The organism is Dietzia sp. SL131 (genome assembly GCF_026672565.1).
Taxonomy (GTDB): Bacteria; Actinomycetota; Actinomycetes; order Mycobacteriales; family Mycobacteriaceae; genus Dietzia; species Dietzia kunjamensis.
Genome location: NZ_JAPPRI010000003.1, coordinates 2,626,978 through 2,651,813 on the forward strand (window position 1 = coordinate 2,626,978; position 24,836 = coordinate 2,651,813).

The 24,836-nt window shown below is 71.1% G+C and carries 20 protein-coding genes and 1 pseudogene; 9 read left to right on the forward strand and 12 right to left on the reverse strand.

Features of this window, described 5'->3' with window-relative positions; translation table 11 throughout:
• The first annotated feature begins 17 nt into the window (after positions 1-17).
• From OVA21_RS13285 to OVA21_RS13295, 3 genes are all read left to right on the forward strand, one after another.
• Positions 18-818: an exodeoxyribonuclease III gene (locus OVA21_RS13285; protein WP_259820690.1), complete on the forward strand. Its 801-nt coding sequence runs from the start codon at positions 18-20 to the stop codon at positions 816-818.
• Between the two features lie 3 nt (positions 819-821).
• Positions 822-1,715, forward strand: coding sequence for a polyphosphate kinase 2 (ppk2, locus tag OVA21_RS13290; RefSeq protein WP_259820689.1), 894 nt, complete (start codon positions 822-824; stop codon positions 1,713-1,715).
• A 96-nt stretch (positions 1,716-1,811) separates the two neighbouring features.
• Positions 1,812-2,228, forward strand: coding sequence for a CoA-binding protein (locus OVA21_RS13295; RefSeq protein ID WP_119192772.1), 417 nt, complete (start codon positions 1,812-1,814; stop codon positions 2,226-2,228).
• 19 nt (positions 2,229-2,247) lie between these two features.
• On the opposite strand, the gene OVA21_RS13300 is transcribed toward OVA21_RS13295, so the two are convergent.
• Positions 2,248-2,733, reverse strand: a complete 486-nt coding sequence (locus tag OVA21_RS13300; protein WP_259820688.1) for a CD225/dispanin family protein — start codon at positions 2,731-2,733, stop codon at positions 2,248-2,250.
• Positions 2,734-2,859: 126 nt separating this feature from the next.
• On the reverse strand, positions 2,860-3,156 hold the full coding sequence (locus tag OVA21_RS13305; RefSeq protein WP_067719316.1) for a GNAT family N-acetyltransferase: 297 nt from the start codon (positions 3,154-3,156) through the stop codon (positions 2,860-2,862).
• A gap of 187 nt (positions 3,157-3,343) precedes the next feature.
• Here OVA21_RS13305 and thiC point away from each other — a divergent pair, with 187 nt between their 5' ends.
• A complete protein-coding gene (gene thiC, locus OVA21_RS13310) occupies positions 3,344-5,050 on the forward strand; it encodes a phosphomethylpyrimidine synthase ThiC (protein WP_268092585.1) in 1,707 nt (568 codons plus the stop codon).
• 90 nt (positions 5,051-5,140) lie between these two features.
• On the opposite strand, the gene OVA21_RS13315 is transcribed toward thiC, so the two are convergent.
• Together OVA21_RS13315 and OVA21_RS13320 are read right to left on the reverse strand one after the other, a co-directional pair.
• The gene (locus OVA21_RS13315) at positions 5,141-5,905 is read right to left on the reverse strand and encodes an ABC transporter permease (RefSeq protein ID WP_067719321.1); all 765 of its coding nucleotides are present in this window, start codon (positions 5,903-5,905) and stop codon (positions 5,141-5,143) included.
• Entirely contained in the window at positions 5,902-6,816 is a 915-nt protein-coding gene (locus OVA21_RS13320; protein ID WP_061227928.1) for an ABC transporter ATP-binding protein, read from the reverse strand. The genes OVA21_RS13315 and OVA21_RS13320 overlap by 4 nt, the downstream gene beginning before the upstream one ends.
• Positions 6,817-6,903: 87 nt before the next feature.
• Between OVA21_RS13320 and OVA21_RS13325 the strand changes: the two genes are divergently transcribed.
• Positions 6,904-7,557, forward strand: coding sequence for a DUF1707 SHOCT-like domain-containing protein (locus tag OVA21_RS13325; RefSeq protein ID WP_259820687.1), 654 nt, complete (start codon positions 6,904-6,906; stop codon positions 7,555-7,557).
• A gap of 56 nt (positions 7,558-7,613) precedes the next feature.
• On the opposite strand, the gene OVA21_RS13330 is transcribed toward OVA21_RS13325, so the two are convergent.
• The 3 genes from OVA21_RS13330 to thiO all read right to left on the reverse strand — a co-directional run bounded on the left by OVA21_RS13330 (position 7,614) and on the right by thiO (position 10,010).
• Positions 7,614-8,384, reverse strand: a complete 771-nt coding sequence (locus OVA21_RS13330; protein WP_096907470.1) for a thiazole synthase — start codon at positions 8,382-8,384, stop codon at positions 7,614-7,616.
• 70 nt (positions 8,385-8,454) lie between these two features.
• The gene (gene thiS, locus OVA21_RS13335; protein ID WP_268092586.1) at positions 8,455-8,655 is read right to left on the reverse strand and encodes a sulfur carrier protein ThiS; all 201 of its coding nucleotides are present in this window, start codon (positions 8,653-8,655) and stop codon (positions 8,455-8,457) included.
• Positions 8,656-8,762: 107 nt separating this feature from the next.
• On the reverse strand, positions 8,763-10,010 hold the full coding sequence (thiO, locus tag OVA21_RS13340) for a glycine oxidase ThiO (RefSeq protein WP_268092587.1): 1,248 nt from the start codon (positions 10,008-10,010) through the stop codon (positions 8,763-8,765).
• Between the two features lie 40 nt (positions 10,011-10,050).
• Here thiO and thiE point away from each other — a divergent pair.
• Positions 10,051-10,806: pseudogene (gene thiE / locus OVA21_RS13345) on the forward strand (thiamine phosphate synthase).
• 18 nt (positions 10,807-10,824) lie between these two features.
• Here thiE and OVA21_RS13350 read toward each other — a convergent pair.
• Both OVA21_RS13350 and OVA21_RS19390 read right to left on the reverse strand, forming a co-directional pair.
• On the reverse strand, positions 10,825-12,738 hold the full coding sequence (locus OVA21_RS13350; RefSeq protein WP_268092588.1) for an alkaline phosphatase D family protein: 1,914 nt from the start codon (positions 12,736-12,738) through the stop codon (positions 10,825-10,827).
• Between the two features lie 233 nt (positions 12,739-12,971).
• Entirely contained in the window at positions 12,972-14,639 is a 1,668-nt protein-coding gene (locus OVA21_RS19390) for an NUDIX domain-containing protein (RefSeq protein WP_442778933.1), read from the reverse strand.
• On the opposite strand from OVA21_RS19390, the gene OVA21_RS13360 reads away from it, so the two are divergent.
• From OVA21_RS13360 to OVA21_RS13370, 3 genes are read left to right on the forward strand one after another with little or no spacing between them, the layout of a single operon-like run.
• Positions 14,599-15,849: a hypothetical protein gene (locus tag OVA21_RS13360; protein WP_254050595.1), complete on the forward strand. Its 1,251-nt coding sequence runs from the start codon at positions 14,599-14,601 to the stop codon at positions 15,847-15,849. The two genes, OVA21_RS19390 and OVA21_RS13360, sit on opposite strands and share 41 nt — an antisense overlap.
• The gene (locus tag OVA21_RS13365; protein WP_268092589.1) at positions 15,846-16,955 is read left to right on the forward strand and encodes a glutamate ABC transporter substrate-binding protein; all 1,110 of its coding nucleotides are present in this window, start codon (positions 15,846-15,848) and stop codon (positions 16,953-16,955) included. The genes OVA21_RS13360 and OVA21_RS13365 overlap by 4 nt, the downstream gene beginning before the upstream one ends.
• On the forward strand, positions 16,952-19,492 hold the full coding sequence (locus OVA21_RS13370; RefSeq protein WP_132062484.1) for a serine/threonine protein kinase: 2,541 nt from the start codon (positions 16,952-16,954) through the stop codon (positions 19,490-19,492). The genes OVA21_RS13365 and OVA21_RS13370 overlap by 4 nt, the downstream gene beginning before the upstream one ends.
• Positions 19,493-19,561: 69 nt before the next feature.
• Here OVA21_RS13370 and OVA21_RS13375 read toward each other — a convergent pair whose 3' ends face one another.
• The 3 genes from OVA21_RS13375 to pta form a co-directional block, all read right to left on the reverse strand.
• Positions 19,562-21,037: a hypothetical protein gene (locus OVA21_RS13375; RefSeq protein WP_268092590.1), complete on the reverse strand. Its 1,476-nt coding sequence runs from the start codon at positions 21,035-21,037 to the stop codon at positions 19,562-19,564.
• A 179-nt stretch (positions 21,038-21,216) separates the two neighbouring features.
• On the reverse strand, positions 21,217-22,428 hold the full coding sequence (locus tag OVA21_RS13380) for an acetate/propionate family kinase (RefSeq protein ID WP_132062478.1): 1,212 nt from the start codon (positions 22,426-22,428) through the stop codon (positions 21,217-21,219).
• Complete coding sequence (gene pta / locus OVA21_RS13385) at positions 22,425-24,752, reverse strand: phosphate acetyltransferase (RefSeq protein WP_442778934.1); 2,328 nt, start codon at positions 24,750-24,752, stop codon at positions 22,425-22,427. Before pta ends, OVA21_RS13380 begins: the two co-directional genes overlap by 4 nt.
• Between the last annotated feature and the right edge of the window lie 84 nt (positions 24,753-24,836).

Here is a 24,836-nt window from a genome sequence, read left to right on the forward strand (position 1 = left end):
GCAATACACTCGGGCGCATGCGCCTGGCCACCTGGAATGTGAACTCGATCCGCGCCCGGAAAGACCGCGTGCTCGCGTGGCTCGAACGGTCCGACGTCGACGTCCTGGCGATGCAGGAGACCAAGTGCAAGGACGAGCAGTTCCCCGAAGACGCGTTCCGTGAGCTCGGGTACGAGGTGGCCCACCACGGGTTGAGCCAGTGGAACGGTGTTGCCGTGGCCTCCCGGGTCGGGCTCGAGGACGTACGTCTGGGCTTCGACGACATGCCCGGTTTCCACAAGGACCCCGAGGTCTCGCAGGACCCGGAGGCCCGCGCCATCTCGGCGGTCTGCGACGGCGTCCGCGTGTACAGCCTCTACGTCCCCAACGGCCGTGAGCTGGGCGACCCGCACTACACGTACAAGCTGGAGTGGCTGGCCCGCCTGCGTGACCACGCCGCCGCCGAACTGACCGCCGACTCCGCCGCCCAGATCGCCCTGGTGGGTGACTGGAACGTCGCGCCGCTCGACGAGGACGTGTGGGACCCGGAGGTCTTCGAGGGCAAGACACACACCTCCGGCCCCGAGCGGCTCGCCTTTGCCGCGTTCGACGGCGCCGGCTTCCGCGAGGTCACCCGCGAACACACCCCCGGGCCCGGCGTCTACACCTACTGGGACTACACCGGACTCAGCTTCCCCAAGCGCAAGGGCATGCGGATCGACTTCCAGCTGCACTCCCCCGCCCTGGCCGCCCGCGTGACCGGGGCGTCCATCGACCGCGAGGAGCGCAAGGGCAAGGGCGCCTCCGACCACGCGCCCGTCGTCGTGGACCTCGACTGAGCCATGTCCACCTTCCAGCTTCGGCACTACATCGACCGCCTGCGTGCCGAGGGGTTCACGGTCCGCGACGACCACGGCGAGGACCCGGATCTCATCGACATCCACGGCCGGGCCGTCGACACCTGGCGGGAGAACTACCCGTACGACGAGCGACTGGACCGCAACCAGTACGAGGTCGAGAAGTACCTGCTGCAGATCGAGCTGCTGAAGTTCCAGAACTGGCAGGCCGAGACCGGGCACCGGCAGGTGATCGTGTTCGAGGGCCGCGACGCCGCCGGCAAGGGCGGGACGATCAAGCGGTTCACCGAGTACATCAACGTCCGGCAGGCCCGGGTCGTCGCGCTGGTCAAGCCGACCGAGACCGAGATGTACCAGTGGTACTTCCAGCGCTACATCGCCCACCTGCCCAGCCGCGGCGAGCTCGTGCTGTTCGACCGCTCCTGGTACAACCGCGCCGGCGTGGAGCGGGTGATGGGGTTCTGTACGCAATCGCAATACGAGACGTTCATGGAACAGGCGCCCAACTTCGAGAAGATGCTGGTCGACTCGGGGATCGGGCTGACCAAGTTCTGGTTCTCCGTCACCCGGGAGGAGCAGAAGACCCGGTTCGCGATCCGCCAACTCGACCCGGTGCGGCGCTGGAAACTCTCGCCCATGGACCTGGAGTCGCTCGACAAGTGGGACAAGTACACGGACGCCAAGGAGGAGATGTTCCGGCGCACGGACACCGACCACGCGCCGTGGATCACCATCAAGTCCAACGACAAGAAGCGGGCCCGCATCAACGCGATGCGCTACTTCCTGAACCAGTTCGACTACCCGGACAAGGACCCCCAGGTGGTGTTCGACCCGGACCCGCAGATCGTCCGACGCGGCAAGGACGCTGTCGGGGACTAGCGGAGGGAGCGCCAGCGAGCGGAGCGATGTCCCCGAGGACGGGCCTGGCGGAGCCGCGCGGGGAATGTCTGGGCGGCGGGGGGCCTTGAACTGGGTATGAGCCATTCCAATGACCCCGCCGTCATCACGCGCTTGCTCACCGAGAAGGGCCGCTGGGCCGTCGCCGGCCTGTCCAACAACTCCGCGCGCACCGCGTACGGGATAGCCGCCTACGTCCGCGACCTGGGACATGAGATCGTGCCGGTCCATCCCAAGGCCGAGACCGTGCACGGTCAGCAGGGCTACCCGGATCTCGCGTCCGTTCCCGGTGAGATCGATGTGGTCGACGTGTTCGTCAACTCGCAGCTCGCGGGCGGCGTGGTGGACGATGCGATAGCCAAGGGAGCCAAGGCGGTCTGGTTGCAGCTGGGGGTGGTCGACGAGGCCGCGGCGCAGCGGGCGAAGGATGCAGGGCTGGACGTGGTGATGGACGCGTGCCCTGCGATCGAAGCCCCTCGTCTGGGCCTGGCCTGAACCGCGGACCCGGCCGGGTCTAGAAGCCGCTCGAGGCCAGTCCCACCATTGCGAAGATGAAGATGAAGTACAGCACGATGAGGACTGCCACGATCGCCAGCGAGATCATGCCGAGCTTCTTGGCGGTCGCGCTGGCGGCCTCGGCTTCGGCGTGGCGACCGGCGGCCCACAGCGGGTAGACGTCCAGCGCGCGGGTCATCGCGACGAACGACAACGGCCAGAAGAACAGGATCGACGCGACCGCCCAGCCGACGTTCGACGGCGGGCCGGGGTGAGCTCCCGAGGTGGTCCCGTACCCGCCCGCCACGGCGAAGGACGGAGTCTGCGCGCCGTAACCGGTCGGGGTCTGCGCGCCGTAGTCGGTCTGTCCGTACGAGCCCTGGCTGTACGGACTCTGTCCGTATGTGCCCTGGCCGTACGGGTTCTGGCTGTAGGAGCCCCGACTCGCATCGTCGCCACCGGTCGAGTCGCCGTCGGCAGTGTTCCCCTGGGGCGGGTAGGTCATGGGAGTCCTCTCCGGGTAGCTGGTCGTCTGGGGTCAGACTACGTCCCGCTCTCCCGGCCCCTTCTCCGCCGCTCGTCGGCCGGCTGACAATGGTCACCGCGGGCCACGGTCACCGCCCGGCGCCTGTCACGGCTGGGCGACCAGGAGCTGATATTCCGGGAAGCGAACGAGGAACCGCCGCACATAGCTGCAGACCGGCCGGATCTTGAGCTCATCGAGCCGCATGCGGGTGAGGACCAGGCTGACCAGCAGGCGAGCGATTCCCTGCTGGCCGTACCGCTCCTCGATCACGGTATGGAGCAGGATGTAGACGTCGCCGTCCTTCTCGTAACCAACGAGACCCATGAAGGTCTCGCTGTCCCACAGTTCGAAGCGGTCTCTATCGGTGTTGTGGACCAGCTTGAGCGACGTTACAGGGGACATCAGAACTCCTTCTTCAGGGCGTGTTCCACCCGCGATGCTACTCGTCGGGTTACGCTCGCCCCTGCACAATCACATACTCATCCACACGGGAGTCCGCTTCGATGCGCGGGCTGAGAGGACGACCAGCCGGGTCGTCGACCGTAGAACCTGTCCGGATCATGCCGGCGTAGGGAGATCAGGAAACACCATGGGCACAGCTTTATTCGCCGACGGCACCGACGGCACCCCGATCGACGCCGTGACGTGCGGCCCCATCCATTCCAGCAGTAAGGCTCATCTCGAGGTGCCCGGTGAGTTCGGTGACGGCCAGCGCGTACCCGTGCGCCGGATCGCGCTCACCGACGGCACGACGTTCGACGTCTACGACACCTCCGGCCCATATACCGCGTACGCGGACCCGGCCGACTGCCATGACCTGGGCGCGGGCCTCCCGCCGACCCGCCGCGAGTGGTCCCACCCCGGACCTGTCCCCGCCTCGCCGGAGAACCCCACTCCCGTCCGGACGCAGTTGGCCTGGGCCCGGGCGGGCCTGACAACCCCGGAGATGCGGTTCATCGCCGTGCGGGAGGGAATCGATGTCGAGGTGGTGCGTTCAGAGGTCGCCGCCGGGCGGGCGATCATCCCGGCCAACCATCGTCATCCGGAGAGCGAGCCGATGATCATCGGCAAGCGCTTCCTCACCAAAATCAACGCCAACATCGGCAACTCGGCGGTCACCAGTTCGATCGCCGAAGAGGTCGAGAAGATGGTGTGGGCCGCCCGGTGGGGCGCGGACACCATCATGGACCTGTCCACCGGCCGGGACATCCACGAGACGCGGGAGTGGATCCTGCGCAACTCCCCCGTCCCCGTGGGCACCGTGCCCATCTACCAGGCACTGGAGAAGGTGGGCGGCGACCCGGCCCGTCTGACCTGGGAGTTGTACCGTGATACCGTCATCGAACAGTGCGAGCAGGGCGTGGACTACATGACCGTCCATGCCGGAGTGCTGCTGCGCTATGTCCCGCTGGCGGCCAAGCGGGTCACCGGGATCGTGTCGCGTGGCGGATCGATCATGGCGGCGTGGTGCCTGGCGCACCACCGCGAGTTGTTCCTCTACACCCACTTCGAGGAACTGTGCGAGATTCTCGCCCGCTACGACGTGACGTTCTCCCTCGGTGACGGTCTGCGGCCGGGGTCGATCGCCGACGCCAATGACGAGGCGCAGTTCGCCGAACTGCGCACGCTCGGGGAGCTCACCGGGATCGCCAAGAGCCACGGCGTGCAGGTGATGATCGAGGGTCCCGGTCACGTGCCGATGGACAAGATCGTGGAGAACGTGCGCCTCGAGGAGGAGTGGTGCGAGGAGGCCCCATTCTACACGCTGGGCCCCCTCGCCACGGACATCGCGCCGGGCTATGACCACATCACGTCCGCGATCGGCGCTGCCCGCATCGCCGAGGCGGGCACGGCGATGCTGTGTTACGTCACGCCCAAGGAGCACCTGGGCCTGCCCGAGCGGGACGACGTCAAGACCGGTGTGATCACCTACAAGATCGCCGCGCACTCGGCGGACCTGGCCAAGGGGCATCCGGGTGCGCAGGCCCGCGATGACGCGCTGAGTACCGCCCGGTTCGAGTTCCGTTGGCGGGACCAGTTCGCCCTGGCCCTCGACCCGGACACCGCCCTGGCGTACCACGACGCGACGCTGCCCGCGGAGCCGGCGAAGACCGCGCACTTCTGCTCGATGTGCGGTCCGAAGTTCTGCTCGATGCGCATCTCCCAGGACATCCGCGACTACGCCGCGGAGCACGGGATGGAAACGGTGGAGGCGATCGAGGCGGGGATGGCGGAGAAGTCGGCCGAATTCTCCGAACTCGGTGGCCGCGTCTACCTGCCGATCACCGAGTCGTAGTTCTCACCGGCGGCGAGGGCCGCGCCGGTCCCCACCGCGCCCGACGGGCCGGGACGTCGGTGCTCAGTAGGTCGGATCGGCCGACCGAGCTCAGGCGTCTCGGCGCAGCGTCATCAGCACCCCGACGACCCACAGAGCCACGCACACGGCCGCGAACCAGGCGAACGCCGGCCACTCGCCCCACGTGATGTACCCGCGGACGGTCTCGCCCTGGGTCCAGAAGTCACCGTTGGCGAACGGCATCCAGGCGGCGATGTCCTCGCCGACCCGCGGGATCAACGAGACCATGCCCTCGAGAGCCAGTATCCACACCAGGAACAGGGAGATCGTGCCGGCGGCGTTGCGCATGATGTACGCCAGGCCCGTCACCGCGATCGTTCCCAGTGCGGCGTAGACGGGGAAACGCCACAGGTAGGTCAGCCCGTCTCCGGAGAACGGGGTCCAGCCCTCGTTGCCGGAGAGCGCCCCGGCCACGAGGAGGGCGAGGATCACCGCGACGGCTGTGACCACCATCGACAGCACCGTGAACAGGGCGGTCTTGGCCACGATGGCAGGCCAGCGCGACGGCGTCGTCAGGAACGTGGCCTTGATGGTGTGATAGCGGTACTCGCCGGTCACACCGACGATCGCGGCGATCCACGCCAGCAGGACGGTGAACGCACTGACGCCGAGGATCGCGAACAGCGGGTCACTGCCGCCGCCGGGCGCACCGGCCATCGGGTCCCCTGTGGCGGGCTGCTCGAACTGGCCGATGACCACCGCGAGCACCACTGCCAGGCCGATGCCGATCGCGTACAGCCAGTAGGCACTCTTGGTGGTGGTGACCTTGATCCACTCGGACTTCAACTGGTTCATCGGGTGGACTCCTGACCGTGGTACTCGACGTCCTGGTCGGTGAGGGCCATGAAGGCCTCCTCCAGCGACGCCCGCTTCTCGTGCAGTTCGTGGACGGTGATCCCCAGGCTGGCGGCGACATCGCCGACCTGCGGCGCGCGGAGGTTCTGGATGAGGAAGACACCCTGTTCCGCGTCGAACGTGGCCTCGATGCCCTCATCGCGCGCGGCGGCGGTGAACTCGTCGACGTGCGGGGTGCGCAACACCACCGAGGATGTGGCGGCGTCCAGGAACTCCTCGACGGAGGTCTGCGCGCGCAGCTTGCCGCGGCCGATCACGACGAGGTCCTGGGCGGTCTGCGCCATCTCCGACAGCAGGTGCGAGGAGACGAGCACGGTGCGGCCCTCTGCGGCGCGCGCGTGCATGAAACGGCGGATCCACAGGATCCCCTCGGGGTCGAGACCGTTGACGGGCTCGTCGAAGAGCAAGACCTCGGGATCGCCGAGCATGGCGGTGGCCAGACCGAGTCGCTGGCGCATGCCGAGCGAGTAGCCCCCGACCTTGCGGCCGGCGACGTCGGTGAGGCCGACCAGGCCGAGCACCTCGTCGACGCGGCCCGGGGCCACCCCGCCCGCCGCGGCGACCATCCTCAGGTGCGCGCCGGCGGAACGGTTGGCGTGGGTCCAGGACGCGTCGAGCAGACAGCCCACCTTGTGGGCGGGGCGATCCAACTCGCGGTACGGGGTGCCGTTGATCAGTGCCTGCCCGGACGTGGGGGTGTCGAGACCGACCATCATCCGCATCGTCGTGGACTTCCCGGCGCCGTTCGGGCCGAGGAATCCGGTGACGACGCCGGGACGGACCTCGAAGCTGAGGTCGTCCACGGCGGTGGAGGCGCCGAAGCGCTTAGTGAGATTCCGTACCTCGATCATGGTCCCCAGTCTGCCTGCCGGGGCGCGGGCAGCGTGCGTCTACCTACTCAGCCCGCGTACAGGTAGAGCAGTACTAGGCTCGTGATCATGGATGACGCCACGCCCGAGCCGGATCGCCACCTGCCGTCGGTCCGCGCCTCCGACGCCGAGCGCGACGCCACCGCCAAGCTCCTCCAGGAGTCCTTCTCGGAGGGGAGGCTCACGCTCGCGGAATTCGACGACCGGACGTCGCGGGCGTACGCCGCACGCTTCCGGTCCGAACTGATCGAGCTAACACACGACCTGCCCGTCGTCCACCACGAGCACGACTCGACGCCCGCGACCCGGCCACATGGGGCCCCGGCGCGTCGCGTCACCGGGGCCAGCGGGCCCGCCTCGTCGCTGGCGATCATGGGCGGAGTCGAACGCAAGGGGACGTGGACCCTGCCCGCCGTGCATACCGCGTTCGCCCTGATGGGCGGGGTCGAGATCGACCTGCGCGGCGCCTCCCTGCAGTCCCACGAGACGACGATCCGGGCGTTCGCGATCATGGGCGGCATCGACATCTACGTCCCCGACGACATCCATGTGGAGATCGAGGGCCTGGGGCTGATGGGGGGCTTCGGCGAGGAGTCCGGGAACTGGAAGCCCGATCCGCGACCGGTCCGCCAGGCCCCGCCCGGAGCCCCGGTCATCAGGGTCACGGGACTGGCGCTCATGGGCGGGATCGGCGTGCGGCGGGTGCCGCGCACCGAGGACTGACCGTCGGCGGGCTGGCGGACAGGTCGCGCGCATGCCGTCGGGCGGCCGGTAGGGCCTCAGTCGACCGGAGGGCTGGACGCCTGCGCCCAGAAGCGTTTCGGGATGCGGCCGGCGAGGCGGGCGGCGTGCCCGGCCCGGACGGCCTCGCGCATCGCGGCGGCCATGAGCGGCGGGTTCTCCGCCCGGGTGACGGCGGTGGCGAGTAGGACGCCGTCGCAGCCGAGTTCCATGGCAAGTGCGGCGTCGGAGGCGGTGCCGATCCCCGCGTCGCAGATCACCGGAACTCCGGCGCGCTCGACGATCATCTCCAGGTTGTGCGGGTTGCAGATCCCGAGCCCGGTGCCGATCGGTGCGCCCAGGGGCATGACCGCGGCGCAGCCCACGTCCTCCAGGCGGCGGGCCAGGACGGGGTCGTCGGTGGTGTAGGGAAGGACGACGAAACCGTCGTCGACGAGGTCTTCTGCGGCCTCTACCAGTTCCACCCCGTCGGGCAGGAGCGTGCGCTCGTCGGCGATCACCTCGAGCTTCACCCAGTCGGTGCCGAGCGCCTCACGGGCGAGCCGGGCGGTCCTGACGGCCTCGGTGGCGGACCTGCAGCCGGCGGTGTTGGGCAGCGGGCGGATGTCGAGCTCTTTCAGCATCCCGAGCAGCCCGAGTCCGTCTGAGCCCAGCCGCAGGTCGACCTTGCGGATCGACACGGTGGTCAACGCGGTCCCCGAGGCGATCAGCGCCTCGCGCAGGACCTCCTGGTTACCGGCGCCGCCGGTGCCCGTGATGAGCCGCGACGAGATCTCCTCGCCCGCGATCACCAGTGGCGAGTCCAGCACCGACGCGACGTCGGACGAGTACGCCGACGTCTCCGCGACGCCGCGAACCGGGGTCGCGGCCGAGGTCGGGTCAGCCACCCTGGACCGCCGTGAGGACGTCGATCTCCGCGCCCGCACCGAGCGGGGCGTCGTCCCAGCCCGAGCTGGGGACCACCACGCCGTCGACGGCGATGGCGACGCCCTCGTCGGGCAGGTCCAGCTCGGTGACGAGTTCGCGGACGGTCGCGCCGTCGGCCAGGGTGCGGTCCTCCCCGTTCACCGTGACGATCATGGTCCCTCCTAGTTCCGGGTCGCGGCTGTACGTCTCCACCGTAGTCGCCTGCGCGGGGTGCCCGGCGACGTCGGTGCGGTGGCCCCACGGCGCCCGGCACCCGGGGCTCACCCGCGGGCGAAGCGGTCGGGAGCGGCCGCACGCGCCGCCGCCGGACCGCGCACCGCGTGCAGTGCCGCCCAGACCGCCGCGACGGTCACCGGGGTGAGCGCGATGCCGTTGCGGCCGTGCCCGGTGGCGTGGATCACGCGCGGGTCCGTCGGGTCGGCGCCGAGGAACGGCAGGTTGTCCGGTGACATCGGCCGGAGCCCGGCGATCGCCTCGGCCAACTCGTACTCCCCGATCCCGGGGAAGATCGTCTCGGCGTCGGCGAGCAGGTCGCGCACCCCGGCGACGGTGACCTGCCGGTCGTCGCCGTGTTCGTACTGCGTGGCGCCCACGACCAGACCACCGTCGCGCGGGACCAGGTACAGCGGTCGCCCGCGGACGAACGCCCGCACCACTCCCCGGGGCGGGTCCTCGCAGCCGGGCCGGGCGCGTAGCCGGAGCACCTCGCCCTTGACCGGGAGCACCGGCAGCCCCGCCAGTTCGGCGGACCCGGAACCTGCGGCCAGGACGATGCGGTCCGCGTCGACGTCGTCGAGCGAGGTCACCGCGCTGCGCACCCACCTCACACCCTCGGCGCGGCAGGCGCGGGTCAGGGCGGCCAGCAGGACGCGGTTGTCGACGGCCCCCTCGGAGTCCATGCGATAGGCGGCGCGGGCGACGCGGGCCAGGGACGGCTCGGCCTCGCGCAGCTCACGCCGGGTGATTCGGCGCAGGTCGGCGTCGGTGGAGTCCGGCTGGCGGGCGGCCCACTCCATGGCCATGTCGAGGTCACGGGCGTCGGCCTCGTCCACGGCCAGCATGTGCGTGTGGGTGCCGGTGCGGACCGGCGGGCCGGGAGGGACGTACGGCTCGAGGGCGTCCAGCATGTCCGGCCACCGCCGCAGGGAGTCCACTCCGAGCGCGAACACTGCCTCCTCTCCCGGCCAGGCCTCGCTGAACGGGGCGAGCATGCCACCGGCCACCCACGCCGCGGCCGCGGCGGGCACACCGTCGGGGCCGGAGTCATCGGGCTCGTAGATCACCACTTCCGTGGCCAGCTTGGTCCTGGCGGCCGACCACGCGCAGGCCAGGCCGATCACCGAGCCGCCGATCACGGCCAGCCGCCGGGCCCCGATACGCGCGACACCGTTATCCGCGGCCTCCCGGGCCACGGCGGCGGCAGCGGCACCGGCACCGGCACCGGGGCGGAAGCCGTCGTCGGCGGCGGAACGGTGGCCGTCGTCGTCGGCGGCGACACGGGAGGTCATGACGGCCAGCCTAGTGGTGCCCTGGCCTACGGTTGTGACCATGCCCTCCCGCGCCGACCGCCTCCGTGCCCGCCTCGCCGACGCCCGTCTCTACCTCTGCATCGACGCGCGTCGGCACCTCGACGAGCAGGCGCGCGAGCAGGGGTGGTCGGGCGACTTCCCGGCGCTGCGCAGGGACGTCACCGCGGCCCTGGCGGGCGGCGTCGACATCGTGCAGCTGCGGGACAAGAACTCGGCCGGCGAACGCGACCACGGGCCGCTCGAGGCCGGCCACGAATTGCGGGCCCTGGCGGTGATGCGCGAGGTGTGCGATTCCCACGGGGCACTGCTGTCGGTGAACGACCGCGCCGACGTCGCCGTGGCGTCCGGGGCGGACGTACTGCACGTCGGGCAGGACGACCTGCCGGTGGAGTGGGCGCGCCGGATCGTCGGAGACGACGTGGTGCTCGGCCTGTCCTGCCACGCGGTGGACGAGGTCGACAGGGCCGCGGCGAACCCGCTGGTCGACTAGTTCTGCACGGGCCCCGTGTGGCCCACCCCGACCAAGCCGGGCCGCGTCGCGCCGGGACCGGACCTCGTGCGCCACGCGGCAGGGACCACCGCGGGGTCGGGGTCGGCTGCAGGGTCCACCGCGGGGTCGGCCGGGACGCCGTGGTTCGCCATCGGCGGGATCGATTCGACGAACCTGCCCGAGGTGCTGGCAGCGGGTGCGACCCGGGTGGTGGTGGTCCGCGCCATCACCGGCGCCGCCGACCCCACCGCCGCCGCCCGCGAACTCCGCGCGGCCCTGACCTAGCCGGGCGGCGGTGACGGTCTAGCGCGCGGCCTCGGTCCGGACAGCCCCACTCGGACCAGCCCCGCCCCGGAGAGCCCCGTCCCGGTCCGCATCCGTCCGGTCGGCCGATCCCCGCGGAGACAGGCCCTCCCCGGTCAACTCCTTGCTCAGCGTCCTGCGCAACACCTGCCGGGGCTTGCGGCCCAGCGAATCGCCCTCTCGCCGTCGTCGTCGTCGCCATGACTCCGGCGCCAGCCCCGGCAACAGGGTGAGGGCCTTGCCCAGTCCGCGCGCGGGCCACTCGACGGTGGCGTGATCGACCTGCACCGTGGCGCGGCGGCCGCGCAGTACGAGGGTCATCACCCCGTTGTCGAACCAGAGTCCGTCGGTGACCCGCCACCGCGCCTCGGGCTCCCGCACCCCCACCGCCCGGGCCAGCCGTCGCGTCAGGGCGGGCACGGGCTCCCGGACCGACAGACGGTTCACCGCCCGGATCGACTTCTGTAGAGGATTGCGGAACGGCGACATCACCAACTGATGGACGCGGGTCGGCGAGTCCGCCACCCGCTCCGCGGTGAGGTCGATTTCCTCCAGGTAGGAGCAGTGCACGTCGCCGCCCAGCAGGAGGATCGACGCGGGCGCGGGCCCGTGATCGCCCGCGGCCACCTCGGTGAGCAGACCCACCAGATCGTCGAAGCTGTTCCGGAACGCCGCCCAGTGCTCGAGGTCCACGGCCAGGCGGATCCACTCGCCGACCCGCGCGGTGGCCGGCTTGCCGGGCCGGTCCCGGGACACCGCCTCGTTCCAGCCCTCGAGGTTGTGCAGGGCCGGCAGCATGAACGCCGGGAGGGACGAGCCGATCACCAGGTGGTCCACGTCCGCGTCCAGGCAGGACTCGCGCGTCCACTGCCATTCATTGGCGTCCATGACCCGCCGGTCCTGCGGGTCCAGATGCCGCGACGCCCGCACGTCGAGCATCACCACCCGCACCCGACCGAAGTCACGCTTGAAGCTCCACTGCTCGGTGCGGCGCTCGGAATCGGTGGACAGCGCGAAGTCGTCCAGCAGCGACTCTCTCTCCGCGTCCGAACCGGCGGACCGCAACGCTCGGTACATCTCGTTTCGCTCCAGCTCGTCGGGGGCGAGATTGCCCAGGTGCTGATAGACGAAGTAGCTGCCGAACGCGCCGATCACCCGGTCGCTCCACCACGGCTGGGCGGTCATCTCGCGACGCCACGCGTGGGAGGAGTTCCAGTCGTCGCGCAGGTCGTGGTCATCGAGAATCATGCAGCTCGGCACCGTCGATAGCAACCAGCGCACATCCGCGTCACGCCACGACTCGTGGTACAGCCAGGAGTACTCCTCGAAATCGCAGATCTCGTCGGAGACGTCGCGGTCTCCCCCGGCGCCGGCAGAGTCCCGCACCGACTGCGGGCCACCGCCCGCGCGCCGACGCTCGGCCAGCCGCTCGGAGATCTCCCGGCTGGGGATGTCGGCGTACACCTGGTCGCCGAGCAGGAGCATCGCGTCCGGCCACTCCTCCTGCGGGGAGTGCGCCATGCGGTGCGCCAGGGCGACCAGTGCGTCGGCACCGATCCTGCGCAGCGCCACCGGGGTCTGGCTCTCCCCACGCCGGCACGACCCGAACGCCAGCCGCACCGTGTCGTCGGCGCGAGGCGTGCGGATCACGCTGGGCCGACCCGGGTCGACGGGCCAGGCGAGCCGGTCATCGAGCGACACCTCGTACGGCGTCATCTCGCCCTCGGGCAGCCGGCACAGGTGCAGTACCGCGAAGTGGTGGCCGTGCACGCCCCAGGAGCGCTCGGTGACCACCTCGTCGCCGGCACGGATGGTCACCTCGCACGGCGCCGACACCTCCACCCACACCGTGGCGTCGGTGCTGTCGACGTAGCGCAGCATCGGGCCGACGAGGATCTCCGGGGGCAGGGTCATGCGTTCCAGTGTGCACCCGCGGGGCGGTGCGGCGCGCGGATCCGACCCGTCAGGTCGGGTGGACCCGGTGAACCGGGCCGGGACCGGGCCGGGACCGGGGCGGGGCCGGGGTCGGACCGGGGCGGGGCCGGGGCGGGACCGGGCCGGCGTGCGCGCGTGCTACCCGAGGAGGGCGCGGGGTCCGACGACGACGACGTCGCCCGGCAGCCTGTCCCGCAGTCCCCGGTCGGCCGTCACCACCACCACCCGGCGGGGCCCGCCATCCAGCTCGGTGGCCAGATCGACGATCGCGTCGTCGCCGGACCCGGACGCGCGGTGGACGACGAGCGGGCCCTCGTGCTCGGCGGCCTTGGCGACGCCCTCGATGACGGCGTGCGCGCGGGCGACCCAGCCGAACCCCCCGGCAGTTCGAGGGTGCGGGGCATCCCGGAACCCAGGTCGTCGAGCAGTCGCGAGGTGGAGCCGGCCCGGTCCTTCCACCAGCCGTCGGGGCGGGAGCCGAGCACGTTGGCCACGTCCACGACCAGCTCGACGGGGTCGGTGCGCAGCCCGTTCGCCCAGGCGTGGGCGAACGCGGGCATGAGCGGCAGCTCGGCCACCAGCGTCTCGGGCACCCAGCGGAGTTCGAGACTCTCGTTGTTGGGCACGGTCTCCAGCGCGCGCGGGGCGTCCGCGATGACGGTGGTGTACGTCCACTCCACCGCGTCGGGCGACTCCTGGACCAGCGGCGGGACGGTGCGGGGGCGGGCGGAGCCCGACGGGTTCTCGGGCAGCTCGTCGTGGCGCTGGTCGGGCCGCAGCCGGCTCAGCAGCTCGGCCGCGTGCCGCAGGTCGAGTCCGGGCCGGTGCCACACGGTCCCGGGCATGCGGGAGGTCACGACCTGCGCGCGGACCACCACGTCGGCGGGCCGGATCTCGGCCTCCTCCTCCGTCTCGCGCAGCGCCGCCACGGGCGCGTCCTCGTACGAGTCCCGCGCTCCGCCCGGCAGCGCCCACGTGTCGCCCGAGGCCGTCCACACGGCGCGGTGCTGCAGCAACACGAGCGGGGTGTCGGGATCGGACGGGTCGGCGGCCCGCAGGATCAGCCCGGCGGCACCGAACCGACCCCACCGGCGATCGCCCTCGTCGGACACCACCCAGCCGTTGCCGTCACCTTCGCTCGCCGCCACCGGTCGTCCACCTCCCCTGGACCCGTCCACCCCCGGATCGGGCGGAACCTTGAGTCCTCGTCGACCAGTCTGCCCGACTCCGCGCCGCCACTTCACTAACCTGGGAGACACTCCCGTCGGATCGTCGGCTCGGCGGGCGGAGACCGGGGAGGTGAGCGAGCAGATGCGCGCCCGAACCTTCTCGCTGCGCCACGCCCGCGGTGCGGCCGCCGACACGCCCGCACCCGGCGACGCACCGGTGGGCGGCGCCCCGGCCGGGTCGACGTCGGCATCCACGCCCGCGGCGTCCGCCGCCGGGGCCACGCCTGCGTCCGCGTCCCAGTCAGGCTCCGCGTCCCAGTCAGGCTCCGCGTCCCAGTCAGGCTCCGCGTCCCAGTCAGGCTCCGCGTCCCAGTCAGGCTCCGCGTCCCAGTCAGGCTCCGCGTCCCAGTCAGGCTCCGCACAGTCCACCCCGGCATCCTCGGCCGACGCCGCTCCCCGGGCCGGCGCCGCACCCGCATCAGGTGCCGCCTCCGGCTCCCGGTCCGGCTCCGCCTCCACGTCGGCCTCCGGCTCCCGGCCCGGCTCCGCCTCCACGCTCACACCAACGCCCGGCTCGGGTGGCGAGTCGTCATCCACCCTCCAACCCCGCAGGCCGGTCCGTCGCCGCGCCGCCCGCTTCTGGAACGACGTGCTCACCACGCCGGGCCGCATGTCGGTCTTCGCGTTGCTCGCGATCATCACGGTGCTCACGGGCGGGATCGTGGCGTCCTCGACGATCACCCAGCGGCAGAGTTATCACGAGACGCTGCTGGCCGAGGTCGAGCCCGTCGCCAACGCCTCGCAGACGTTGTACAGCTCCCTGACGATCGCGGACTCCGCGGCGAACACCGCGTTCATCACCGGCGGTATCGAGCCTGCGGAACTGCGCGAACGCTACCTCCAGGCGATCGCGACCTCGTCGTCGTCGATCATCGCCGCCTCCCAGGGCCTAGACCGCACCGACACCGAGTCCATCGAACAGCTCGCCCTCATCAACGCCCAGCTGGCCACCTACACCGGCCTGGTGGAGACGGCGCGCACCAACAACCGCGTGGCCAATCCGGTCGGCTCGGCGTATCTGGCGTCGGCGTCGACGCTGATGCAGGACACGATCCTGCCCGCCGCCGCGGACCTGTACGACCGGCAGTCCACGTCGGTGGGACAGTCGGACAGGGAGTGGTCGTCGCCGCCATGGGGGTCGTTCTTCCTGCTGGGGCTGGCGATCGCGGTGCTGTTGCTGTTGCAACAGTGGCTGTGGCGACTCACCGGGCGGCGGTTCAACCCGGCGCTCGCCCTGGGCTCGCTGCTCATGGTGGCGACGTTCCTGCTCACGATGATCGCCGGGTTCCTCGCGGCCAATGACAACGCCAAGGGCCTGTCCGAGGGCGCGGCACCGATGAATGAGCTCACCCGCCAGCGCATCAACGCCCAGAAGGTGCGCGCGCAGGAGACGCTCAACCTGGTGCGGCGCACCGATCCGGAAGGGTCGGCGGCCGAGCGGGCGACCACCCTGGGCAACGTGCGTGACACCCTGACCGTCTACCTCGACGACGAGGACGACGCGGACTCCTCCGGCCGCATCAACCTCGACTCGCAGGGTGCGGTGACGGACGCGATCGAGGCGCTCGACGCCTGGATGGCCGCCCAGAACCGCGCCGACTCCCTGTACCAACAGGGCGACTACCAAGGCGCGATCACCATCTCCTCCGGCCAGAGCGAGGGCGACTCGGGGGCCGCGTTCGAGGAGTTCGACGAGTCCATGCAGGACGCCATCGAGGAGGCCCGCGACACCCTGCGCACGCGCATCGACAACGCCCGCCGCACCTCCTCCAACGGGCCGGACCTCATCATCGCGCTGTCCACCCTGGCCGCGTTCGCGGTGGTCGTGGGGATCGCGCCGAGGATCAGGGAGTACCTGTGACGGCGGGGGTGCGGACCGGGTCGGGCGCGCGGGGACACGGCGCGCGGCGCCGGGCGAGGCGGGTCGCGCTCGGGGGCGTGTTGGTGGCGGCCCTGGCGTTCGGGGCGGCGTGTGGGGTCGACGACGACGAGGGCGGCCCCGGCGCCGGCGGGCCGGAACGGGACGCGACCGCGGAGTCGGCCGGGATCGCCGGGGCGGGGATCCCGGATATCGACGCGGTGATGCCGCTTCCCGCCGGCGCGGTGATCAGCACGGACGTCCCCGCCAGCCTGCCCGACGAGAACGACGAGAGCTGCGATCCTCTGCCCAGTCTGCGGCCGAACGACGCCACCCCCGCGGAGCGGGTGCCGCGGATCCTCGAGCGGGGTCGACTGATCGTGGGACTGGACCAGGGCTCCAACCTGTTCTCCTTCCGCGACCCGGCCAGCGGCCAACTCACCGGCTTCGACGTGGACCTGGCGCGCGAGATCGCCGCGGACATCTTCGGCGATCCGCGGCAGGTGGAGTTCCGGTCGCTGACGTCGTCGAACCGGCTCGAGGCGCTGGAGAACGACCAGGTGGACGTGGTGATCCGGTCGATGTCCATCACGTGCGCACGGCGCGAGCGGGTGACGTTCTCGGTGCCGTACTACCAGGCCTACCAGCGGGTGCTGGCGGTGCGCGGGTCGGGGATCACGGAGATCGAACACCTCGAGGGCAAGCGCGTGTGCGTGGCCGCCGGGACGACGTCGGCGTCGCGGTTGTGGGAGGAGTTGGATCGGATCACGGTGCTGTCGGTGAACACGTGGGCGGACTGCCTGGTCGCCATCCAGCAGAACCAGGTGGACGCGATCACCACCGACGACGCGATCCTCGTGGGCATCACCGCGCAGGACCCGTACCTGGAGATCGTGGGGCCGCAGCTCGACGCGGAACCGTACGGGGTGGGCATCGCCAAGTCCACGCCGGGCGACAACACCGACGGGCTGGTCCGTCAGGTCAACTCCACGCTCGAACGGATCAGGGCGGACGGCACGTGGAACCGCATGTATTCGACGTGGTTGTCCGGGCTGGGGCCCAACCCCGGGATGCCGGTGCCCAGGTACGTGCCGGAGGAGCAGCGATGAGTTACCGGAAGTGGGACGACCCGCTCGAGGAGGGCGAACCCAGCGTCGGTACGCAGGCCACGATGCGGACCGAGGCGGTGGCGGTGACGGAGGCCGCCACGGCGACCGGACTGACCGAGGCGACGGGCGCGTTGGAGGCCACGGGCGCCATGGAAGCGACGGGCGCGATGGAGGCCACGGGCGCCATGGAAGCCACCGGGGCCATGGGGGCGACCGGGCAGCTCGAGGCCACGGGCCCGCACGTCCATTCGGGAAGCATGGCGGAGACCGGGGCGGTCGAGGCCACCGGCGCGGCGTCGATGACCGGGTTCCTCGCCGACACCGACCCTGGTGGCGGCAGCAGCCCGGGCCGGGCGGGCCCGGCGCGCGCGGCGGGCGCGGGGCGGAGTCATGATCCCGAGTCCCGCACCGAGTCCGTCCCCGGCGCGCGGTCCTCCGCCCGGACCGGCGAGGTGATTACCGGCGACCGGTCGACCTCGGCACCGTTCCGCATGCGGCACCCCGACAAGCCGGAGGACCGCCCGAGCCAGGCCGCCGAGGGTCTGGTCGACCTGCCGTACATCATCCCCGTCGACCCCACCTCGGCAATGTTGGAGCCGGAGGACATCGAGGCCGAGTGCGCGGCCTCCGACGGCAGGCTGCCGCGGCCCGAACTGTGGCCCGGAGACATCGTCGCCGACCAGTACGAGGTCCGCGGTGCGCTCGCCCACGGCGGGATGGGCTGGATCTACCTGGCGGTCGACCACAACGTGTCCGACCGCTGGGTCGTCCTCAAAGGCCTGCTCCACGCCGACCAGGCCGAGGCCCAGGAGGTCGCCGTCGCCGAGCGGGAGATCCTGGCCGAACTGTCCCACCCGTCGATCGTGCGTATCTACAACTTCATCCACGACGACTGGGCCACGTCGCCCACCCATGGCGGGTACATCGTCATGGAGTACGTCGGCGGCCCCAGCCTGCGCGACGTCCGACGAGCGGCACCCGGGCGGGTGCTGCCGGTGGAGAAGGCCATCGCCTACGTGCTCGAGGTCCTGCAGGCGCTCTCCTACCTGCACTCGGTGGGACTGGTCTACAACGACCTCAAACCCGAGAACATCATGCTCACCGAGGACCACGTCAAACTGATCGACATGGGCGCGGTGTCCGGCGTCGGGGACTACGGGCACATCTACGGCACCCCCGGTTTCCAGGCCCCGGAGATCCCCCGGACCGGGCCCACCATCGCCTCCGACCTGTACACCGTCGGTCGCACCCTCGCCTCGCTCATCGTGCGGCTCCCCGTGGTCGACGGCCGCTACGCCGACGGCATCCCCTCCCCGATGGAGGAGCCGGTGTTCAGCCGGTACGACTCGCTGTACCGGTTCCTCCTGCGCTCGACCCACGAGGAACCCGACTCGCGGTTCCGCAGTGCCAACGGGATGGCCAACCAGCTCATGGGCGTCCTGCGGGAGGTACTCGCGCTGCGCACCGGGGTCCCGCACCCGGCGTTCTCCTCGGTGTTCTCACCCCAGCGATCGACCTTCGGCACGCTCTTCACCGTCGAGCCGACCGACTTCCTCGTCGACGGCCGCGCCCGCGACACGACGCTCACCGGGTCCGAACTGGTAGACGCCCTGCCGGTGCCGCTCATGGAGGCCTCCGACCCCGCCAGCCGCATTCTCGCCGCGACCTCGTACACCTCGGTCGAGCAGCGGATCGACACCCTCCTCGAGCTGTACTCCGACACCGAGTCCGAGGCCCGCGAGAGCGTCGGCGTGATCATGTCACTCACCCGCGCCTACCTCGAGAGCGACGATCTCGCCGCGGCCGAGGCGCTGCTGGAGGAGAACGCGCACCGGATGCCCGCCGAATGGCGGCTGGTCTGGTACGACGGCGTGACCGACCTGCTCAAGGGCGACCCCGTCGGGGCGTATCCCAAGTTCCAGAGGGTGCTCTCGGCCATGCCCGGCGAGAACGGCCCCAAGCTGGCCCTGGCCGCGACGGCCGAACTGATCCTCGACGTGTGCCCCGAGAGCGACCGGGCCCGCTGGGCACGCTCGAGCGAACACTTCTACCGCACGGTGTGGTCGGTCGACCGGTCGGTGATCAGTTCCGCGTTCGGGCTGGCGCGCCAACTCCAGCGGCGTGGAGAGGTCAAGTCCGCCATCGAGGAGCTCGACCGCGTCCCGCCCAACTCCCGGTACTCGGCGCTGGCCAACCTCACCGCGATCCTCCTGCTGTGCCAGGGCCGCCCGCTCGACGAGACCGAGGAGTCCCACCTCCGCGAGGCCGCCCGCCGTGTGACCAACCTGTCCGCCGGTGAACACCGCGCGTTCCAGATCCGGCTCACCGTGCTCACCACCGCACTCGCCTGGGTGCAGCTGCCGGGCAACGAGCCGTCCCCGTCCCCCCTCATGCGCGGCGTGCCGTTCACCGAGTTCGGGCTGCGCTCCGGCGCGGAGACCGTCCTGCGGACCCTCGCGCGGTCCACGGAGACCCGTCAGCAGCGGTTCCGGCTCGTCGACCAGGCCAACAGCATCCGTCCACGCACCCTGTTCTGAGTCCGCGGGGGTTCCACCGGCCTCGGGCGTTCCCACCGGCCTCGGTCGCTCCCACCGGGTCGGGCAGGTTCAGCCCTCGTCGCCGAGACCGGGATCGATGGCGAGAGCCGGGTCATCGTGGCGGCGGCGTCGCCTGGCGAACAGGATGAGCGTCGCGCCGGCCGCCGCCGCGGTGAGCGCCCACAGCACGAGCTCGGCCCCGCTGACGCCGGTCGTCGCCAGAGACCCGCGGACCTCGGAGTTGGCGCGGATCCACGCGTCCGACGGCGCCCCTTCGCGCGGTGTCACCGCACTCTCCGCGACCCGGCCGGTGACGTCGCCCTCGCCGGTGGCGGGACGGGTGACGCGCGTATCGGTGGCGTCGTCCGCACCGTCCGGCGGGTGGGGACCGTCGGAGGCGCCGGGGCCGTCGGGATGGGACCGGTCCGGGCTGGGAGCAGTGGAGGTGGCCAGGGAGCCCAGGGCGGGGCCGACGACACCGACCACCACGCCGATGACGCCCCCGACGATGACCGGCCACACGATGTCCGGCAGGTCCGTCGAACCGCCGCCGGAGGCGGGGTGGACCACCACGCGCCGGACAGAGGTGTAGGTGGCCCCTCCGGGCATGGTGACCGAGAACGAGATGTCATAGGTACCGGCGCGGGTGGGAGTACCGGTCAGGGCCCCGTCCTCGAGTCGCATGCCGGGCGGCAGCGTGTCGGTGACCACGTCGAGCACGGTGCCCTCGGGCGGGGTCGGGAGGAACCGTTCGGGCCCGTACTCGTGCCCCGCGGTCACATCGGGCAGCCGGTTGAGCGGGTCGGACGGATCGGTGCCGATCAGGTCCTCGGTGGTGTCGGGCAGTCCGTCGCCGTCGCGGTCGAGGCCGTCGACATCGGAGAATGACACCCACATCCTCGGACTGACACTCTGCCGCTGCGCACTGTTGCGGACGTCGAGCGGAACGGAGACCGCGTCCACCACTCGCGCCGACTCACCCGGCCCCAGTTCGAGGGCGGCCACCGTGGCGCCGCGGGCCGGAGAGCCCCCGGCCTGGCCGGTACCCGCGCCGTACAGCATCACGGTCCCCGAGTCGGCGGCCGTCGCGCCGGTGATGCTCGAGCGCACCGCGAACTCGGCGCCCTCCGACACCACGAAGTCACCGACCCCTACCGCGTACCGGCCGGTCCGGCCGGAGTCGGACGCATTGCGGACGTGATAGGTGCGGTCGACGGATTCTCCGGGGAGCATCGCGCACGGGTCCACATCGGGGATGCTGCCGCTCGCCCCGGGCGGAGCGGGGCTTGCGGGCGGAGCGGAACGCCCGGGCGGAGCGGAACCCCCGGGCGAAGCGGAACCCCCGGGCGAAGCGGAATCCCCGGGCCCACCGGCCGGGTCGCAACCCCACGAACCGAGAGCGAGATCCGGGGCGTCCGTCCAGGTGGAACCATCCAGCGAGAACTCCAGATCGGCGTGGGCATCGAGGGCCGGCACCGTCACCGCCTGCGCCACGGACGCCCCGCCCAGGACCAGGGTGGCGACCGCAGCCAGGATGAGCGGCACGATCCCACGCTTCCTGGGCGGACCCTGCGTCGGGCCGGGGCGCGGCCCGCGCTCGGGCCGGGTGTCCGGGGAGGAAGGTGAGGCGTGGGGCATCGTCCGACTTCGTTCAGCCCGGACTCGGATGCGGGGATCACCCCGCACTCTATAACTAAAGCTGTTCTTAGCAAATGTGGACGACGTTATCGTCGCAGGCCCAGCACGTCGTCGCACGCCCTCGCGATCGCCAGTTCCTCGTCGGTGGGCACCACGAGCACCGTTACGCGACTGTCAGGGGTGGAGATGACCCGCTCGCCGGTGCCGTTCTCGTTGGCCTCGGCGTCGATCTCCACACCCCAGCCGCGCATGGTCGACAGCGCGTCGGCCCGCAGGCGCGCAACGTTCTCCCCTACCCCTGCCGTGAACGTGATCGCATCCACGTCGCCGAGGACCGCCCAGTAGCCGCCGATGTAGCGACGCAGGCGATGGATCACCACGTCGTAGGCCAGCATGGCGTCCTCGTCACCGTCGTCGACCCGCGTCAGGAGTTCGCGGAAGTCGCGCGCCCCCGACAACCCCTCCAGTCCCGACCGGCGGTTGAGCAGAGTGGAGACGTCCTCGGGCGACATGCCCCGGTCACGGATGAGGTGGATGATCAGGCCGGGGTCGAGGTCTCCGGGTCGTGTACCCATGACCAGTCCCTCGAGGGGCGTCAGACCCATGGACGTATCCATGGCGCGGCCACCTTCGATAGCGGACGCCGACGCCCCGTTGCCCAGGTGCAGGACGATCTGGTTGAGCTCGCCGTACGGGCGGCCCAGGACGTCGGCGGTACGGCGGGAGACGAACTCGTGGCTCGTGCCGTGGAAGCCGTACCTGCGCAGGTCCCACTCGCGTGCCGTCTCGCGATCGATGGCATAGGTGTGGGCGGCGGCGGGCAAGGTGTGGAAGAACCCGGTGTCGAACACGGCCACGTGCGGCAGCCCCGGCAGCAGGTCGCGGGCCACCCGGATGCCACGCAGGTTGGCCGGGTTGTGCAGAGGGGCGAGCACCTCGAGCTTCTCGATGTCGGCCTCCACCTCCGGCGTCACCTCGACCGGCTCGTGGAAGGCCGGCCCGCCGTGGACCACACGGTGGCCGATCGCCTCGACCCCCAGGCCGGTGGGATGGACGTGCAGCTCCTCCGCCAACTCCAGTACGTGACCGAGCGCGGCGGTGTGGTCCGGGAACTCCGCCTCCGCGGTGCGTTCTTCCGCACCGGCACCGGCCAGGTCGCTGCGACGCACGGTCAGCGTGCCCACGGGCTCACCGATCCGCTCGACCAGAGCCCAGGCCAACTCACCCTCGACGGCGGTGTCGAGGATCTGCAGCTTCAGGGAGGAGGAGCCGGAGTTGATGACGAGCACGCGGGTCATGAGTCGCTTCCCTGGAGGTCTCCGACGCCCTGCGCCTGGACTGCGGTGATGGCGACCGTGTTGACGATATCCTCCACGAGCGCACCGCGGGACAGGTCGTTGATCGGCTTGCGCAGCCCCTGGAGGACCGGGCCGATCGCGACCGCGCCCGCGGTCCGCTGTACGGCCTTGTAGGTGTTGTTGCCCGTGTTGAGGTCGGGGAACACCAGGACGGTGGCCCGGCCGGCGACCGGGGAGTCGGGCATCTTCTTGGTCGCGACGGTGGGGTCGACGGCGGCGTCGAACTGCAGGGGCCCGTCCACGACGAGGCCGGCAGCCGGATCACCCTCGGTCGCCTCGGCGATCCGCGACCGCACAAGTGCGGTCGCCTCGCGCACCTTGTCGACGTCGGCCCCACTGCCGGAGTCCCCGGTGGAGTAGGAGAGCAGTGCCACACGCGGGTCGATCCCGAACCGCGAGGCGGTCTCGGCGGACGACACCGCGATGTCGGCGAGCTGCTGGGCGGTGGGGTCGGGCACCACCGCGCAGTCCCCGAACGCCAGAACGTGGTCGGCCAGGCACATGAGGAACACGCTGGAGACCGTCTGCACGCCGGGTCGGGTCCGGATGATCTCCAGGGCGGGGCGGATGGTGTGGGCGGTGGTGTGGGCGGCGCCCGAGACCATGCCGTCGGCGAGCCCGGTGTACACCATCATCGTGGCGAAATAGGAGATGTCGAGGATGCGGTCACGGGCCACGTCCGGGGTCATGCCCTTGTGCTTGCGCAGCTCGACATATTCGTCGGCGAACCGATCGGCGTGCTCGCTCGTCCGCGGGTCCAGCAGTGTCGCGCCGCTCAGGTCGATACCCAACTCGTCGGCACGCCGACGGATCGCCTCGGGGTCACCGAGGATCGTCAGGTCGGCCACGTCGCGCCGCAGGAGCCGGCCGGCGGCGTGCAGGATGCGGTCGTCGTCGCCCTCGGGGAGCACGATGTGGCGCTTGTCTGCGCGGGCACGCTCGAGGAGTTGATGCTCGAACATCTGCGGCGTCGTCACGTCGGGCGCATCGACCCGCAGCGGTGCGAGTAGTTCCTCGGTGTCGACGTGCTTCTCCATCAGGCTGAGCGCGGTCTCCACCTTGCGCCCCGAGCCCGAGAACACGCGCCCGCGGGTCTCGGCGGCCAGACGGGCGGTGTCGTAGGTGCCGTGACCCGTGCAGATGATCGGGAGGGTGGAGCGCATCCCGCGGACGAGCCTGTCCAACGCCGCGTTCGGCCTGACCCCACCGTTCCAGATCATCCCTGCCAGCGAGGGGAAGCCTTCGGCGGCGTGTGCGGCGAGGATGGCCAGGACCGCGTCGGTGCGGTCGGCGGGGACGATGACGACCATCCCGTCGACCAGTCGCTCCAGGATCCGGTCACCGGTCATGCCGCCGACCATCACGGCCATCGCCTCGCGGTCGAGCAGGGCCGGGTCGCCAGAGTAGAGCTCGCCGTCGACCGCCTCCATGAGCTCACCCATCGTGGGCGCGGTGAGCAGCGACTGGGAGGGCAGAGTCCAGGCCGGCACGTCCAGCGAACCGAGCTCGGCCCGGATCTCGTCCAGCGCGTCGGGATCGCACCGGTTCACGACGACTCCCACGGGGTGGGCGTGCTCGACACGCAGCTCCTCGAGGGTGAGTCGGGCGTTGGTGGCGATCTCGGCCGGGGTGCGGTCGGATCCGCGGAGCACCAGCAAGACGGGGGCGCCGAGGTTCACGGCGATCGTGGCGTTGAAGTCGAACTCGGTGGGGCTGGGCACCCCGGTGTAGTCGGTGCCGACGATCACGACGACATCGCACTGCCGGGCCACCGCCTCATATCGGTGCACGATCTCGCTCAGGGCGGCGTCGCGGTCGGAGTGCACGCGCATGTTGGTCACGCCGATGCAGTCCTCGTAGTCGAGGTCCACGGTGGTCTGCTGCAGCAGCATCTCCACGATGCGGTCGCGTACCGGTTCCTCGTCCTCGACGCCGGGACCGGCGGGGCGGGGCGCGACCGTGACGGGGCGGAACACCCCGACCCGCTGGACGGTCCCGGCCAGGATGCGCAGCAGCCCCAGCGCGACGGTCGACTTGCCCGTGTCGCCCTCGGGGGCCACGACGTAGACCGCGGACGAGGAGAGCGGCTCACCGCCCGACTGGGACGGGATCGAGAGTGCGGCGACGTCGGAGTCGGACAACTCGGCCCCGGTGGGATCGCCTGGCCCCGAGGCGCGGGGTTCGGACGCGAGAGTCTCGGACGCTGGAGTGTCGGACGCGAGGGTATCGGACGCTACGGACTCGGGAGGAAGGGATTCGGGCACGGGGGCATTGTGACAGCGCCGGCGGCGCAGCACACCTGGTACACACCCGACGGGCCGATCCCCCACCCCGGTCCGGGGCGGGTC

What these genes read in the sequence shown, in the direction of transcription:
- OVA21_RS13285 (WP_259820690.1), top strand. Translation starts at nt 18, where the DNA reads ATGCGCCTGGCCACCTGGAATGTGAACTCGATCCGCGCCCGGAAAGAC.
- ppk2 (WP_259820689.1), top strand. Translation starts at nt 822, where the DNA reads ATGTCCACCTTCCAGCTTCGGCACTACATCGACCGCCTGCGTGCCGAG.
- OVA21_RS13295 (WP_119192772.1), top strand. Translation starts at nt 1,812, where the DNA reads ATGAGCCATTCCAATGACCCCGCCGTCATCACGCGCTTGCTCACCGAG.
- OVA21_RS13300 (WP_259820688.1), bottom strand. Translation starts at nt 2,733, where the DNA reads ATGACCTACCCGCCCCAGGGGAACACTGCCGACGGCGACTCGACCGGT.
- OVA21_RS13305 (WP_067719316.1), bottom strand. Translation starts at nt 3,156, where the DNA reads ATGTCCCCTGTAACGTCGCTCAAGCTGGTCCACAACACCGATAGAGAC.
- thiC (WP_268092585.1), top strand. Translation starts at nt 3,344, where the DNA reads ATGGGCACAGCTTTATTCGCCGACGGCACCGACGGCACCCCGATCGAC.
- OVA21_RS13315 (WP_067719321.1), bottom strand. Translation starts at nt 5,905, where the DNA reads ATGAACCAGTTGAAGTCCGAGTGGATCAAGGTCACCACCACCAAGAGT.
- OVA21_RS13320 (WP_061227928.1), bottom strand. Translation starts at nt 6,816, where the DNA reads ATGATCGAGGTACGGAATCTCACTAAGCGCTTCGGCGCCTCCACCGCC.
- OVA21_RS13325 (WP_259820687.1), top strand. Translation starts at nt 6,904, where the DNA reads ATGGATGACGCCACGCCCGAGCCGGATCGCCACCTGCCGTCGGTCCGC.
- thiS (WP_268092586.1), bottom strand. Translation starts at nt 8,655, where the DNA reads ATGATCGTCACGGTGAACGGGGAGGACCGCACCCTGGCCGACGGCGCG.
- thiO (WP_268092587.1), bottom strand. Translation starts at nt 10,010, where the DNA reads ATGACCTCCCGTGTCGCCGCCGACGACGACGGCCACCGTTCCGCCGCC.
- OVA21_RS13350 (WP_268092588.1), bottom strand. Translation starts at nt 12,738, where the DNA reads ATGACCCTGCCCCCGGAGATCCTCGTCGGCCCGATGCTGCGCTACGTC.
- OVA21_RS13360 (WP_254050595.1), top strand. Translation starts at nt 14,599, where the DNA reads ATGTCGGTCTTCGCGTTGCTCGCGATCATCACGGTGCTCACGGGCGGG.
- OVA21_RS13370 (WP_132062484.1), top strand. Translation starts at nt 16,952, where the DNA reads ATGAGTTACCGGAAGTGGGACGACCCGCTCGAGGAGGGCGAACCCAGC.
- OVA21_RS13380 (WP_132062478.1), bottom strand. Translation starts at nt 22,428, where the DNA reads ATGACCCGCGTGCTCGTCATCAACTCCGGCTCCTCCTCCCTGAAGCTG.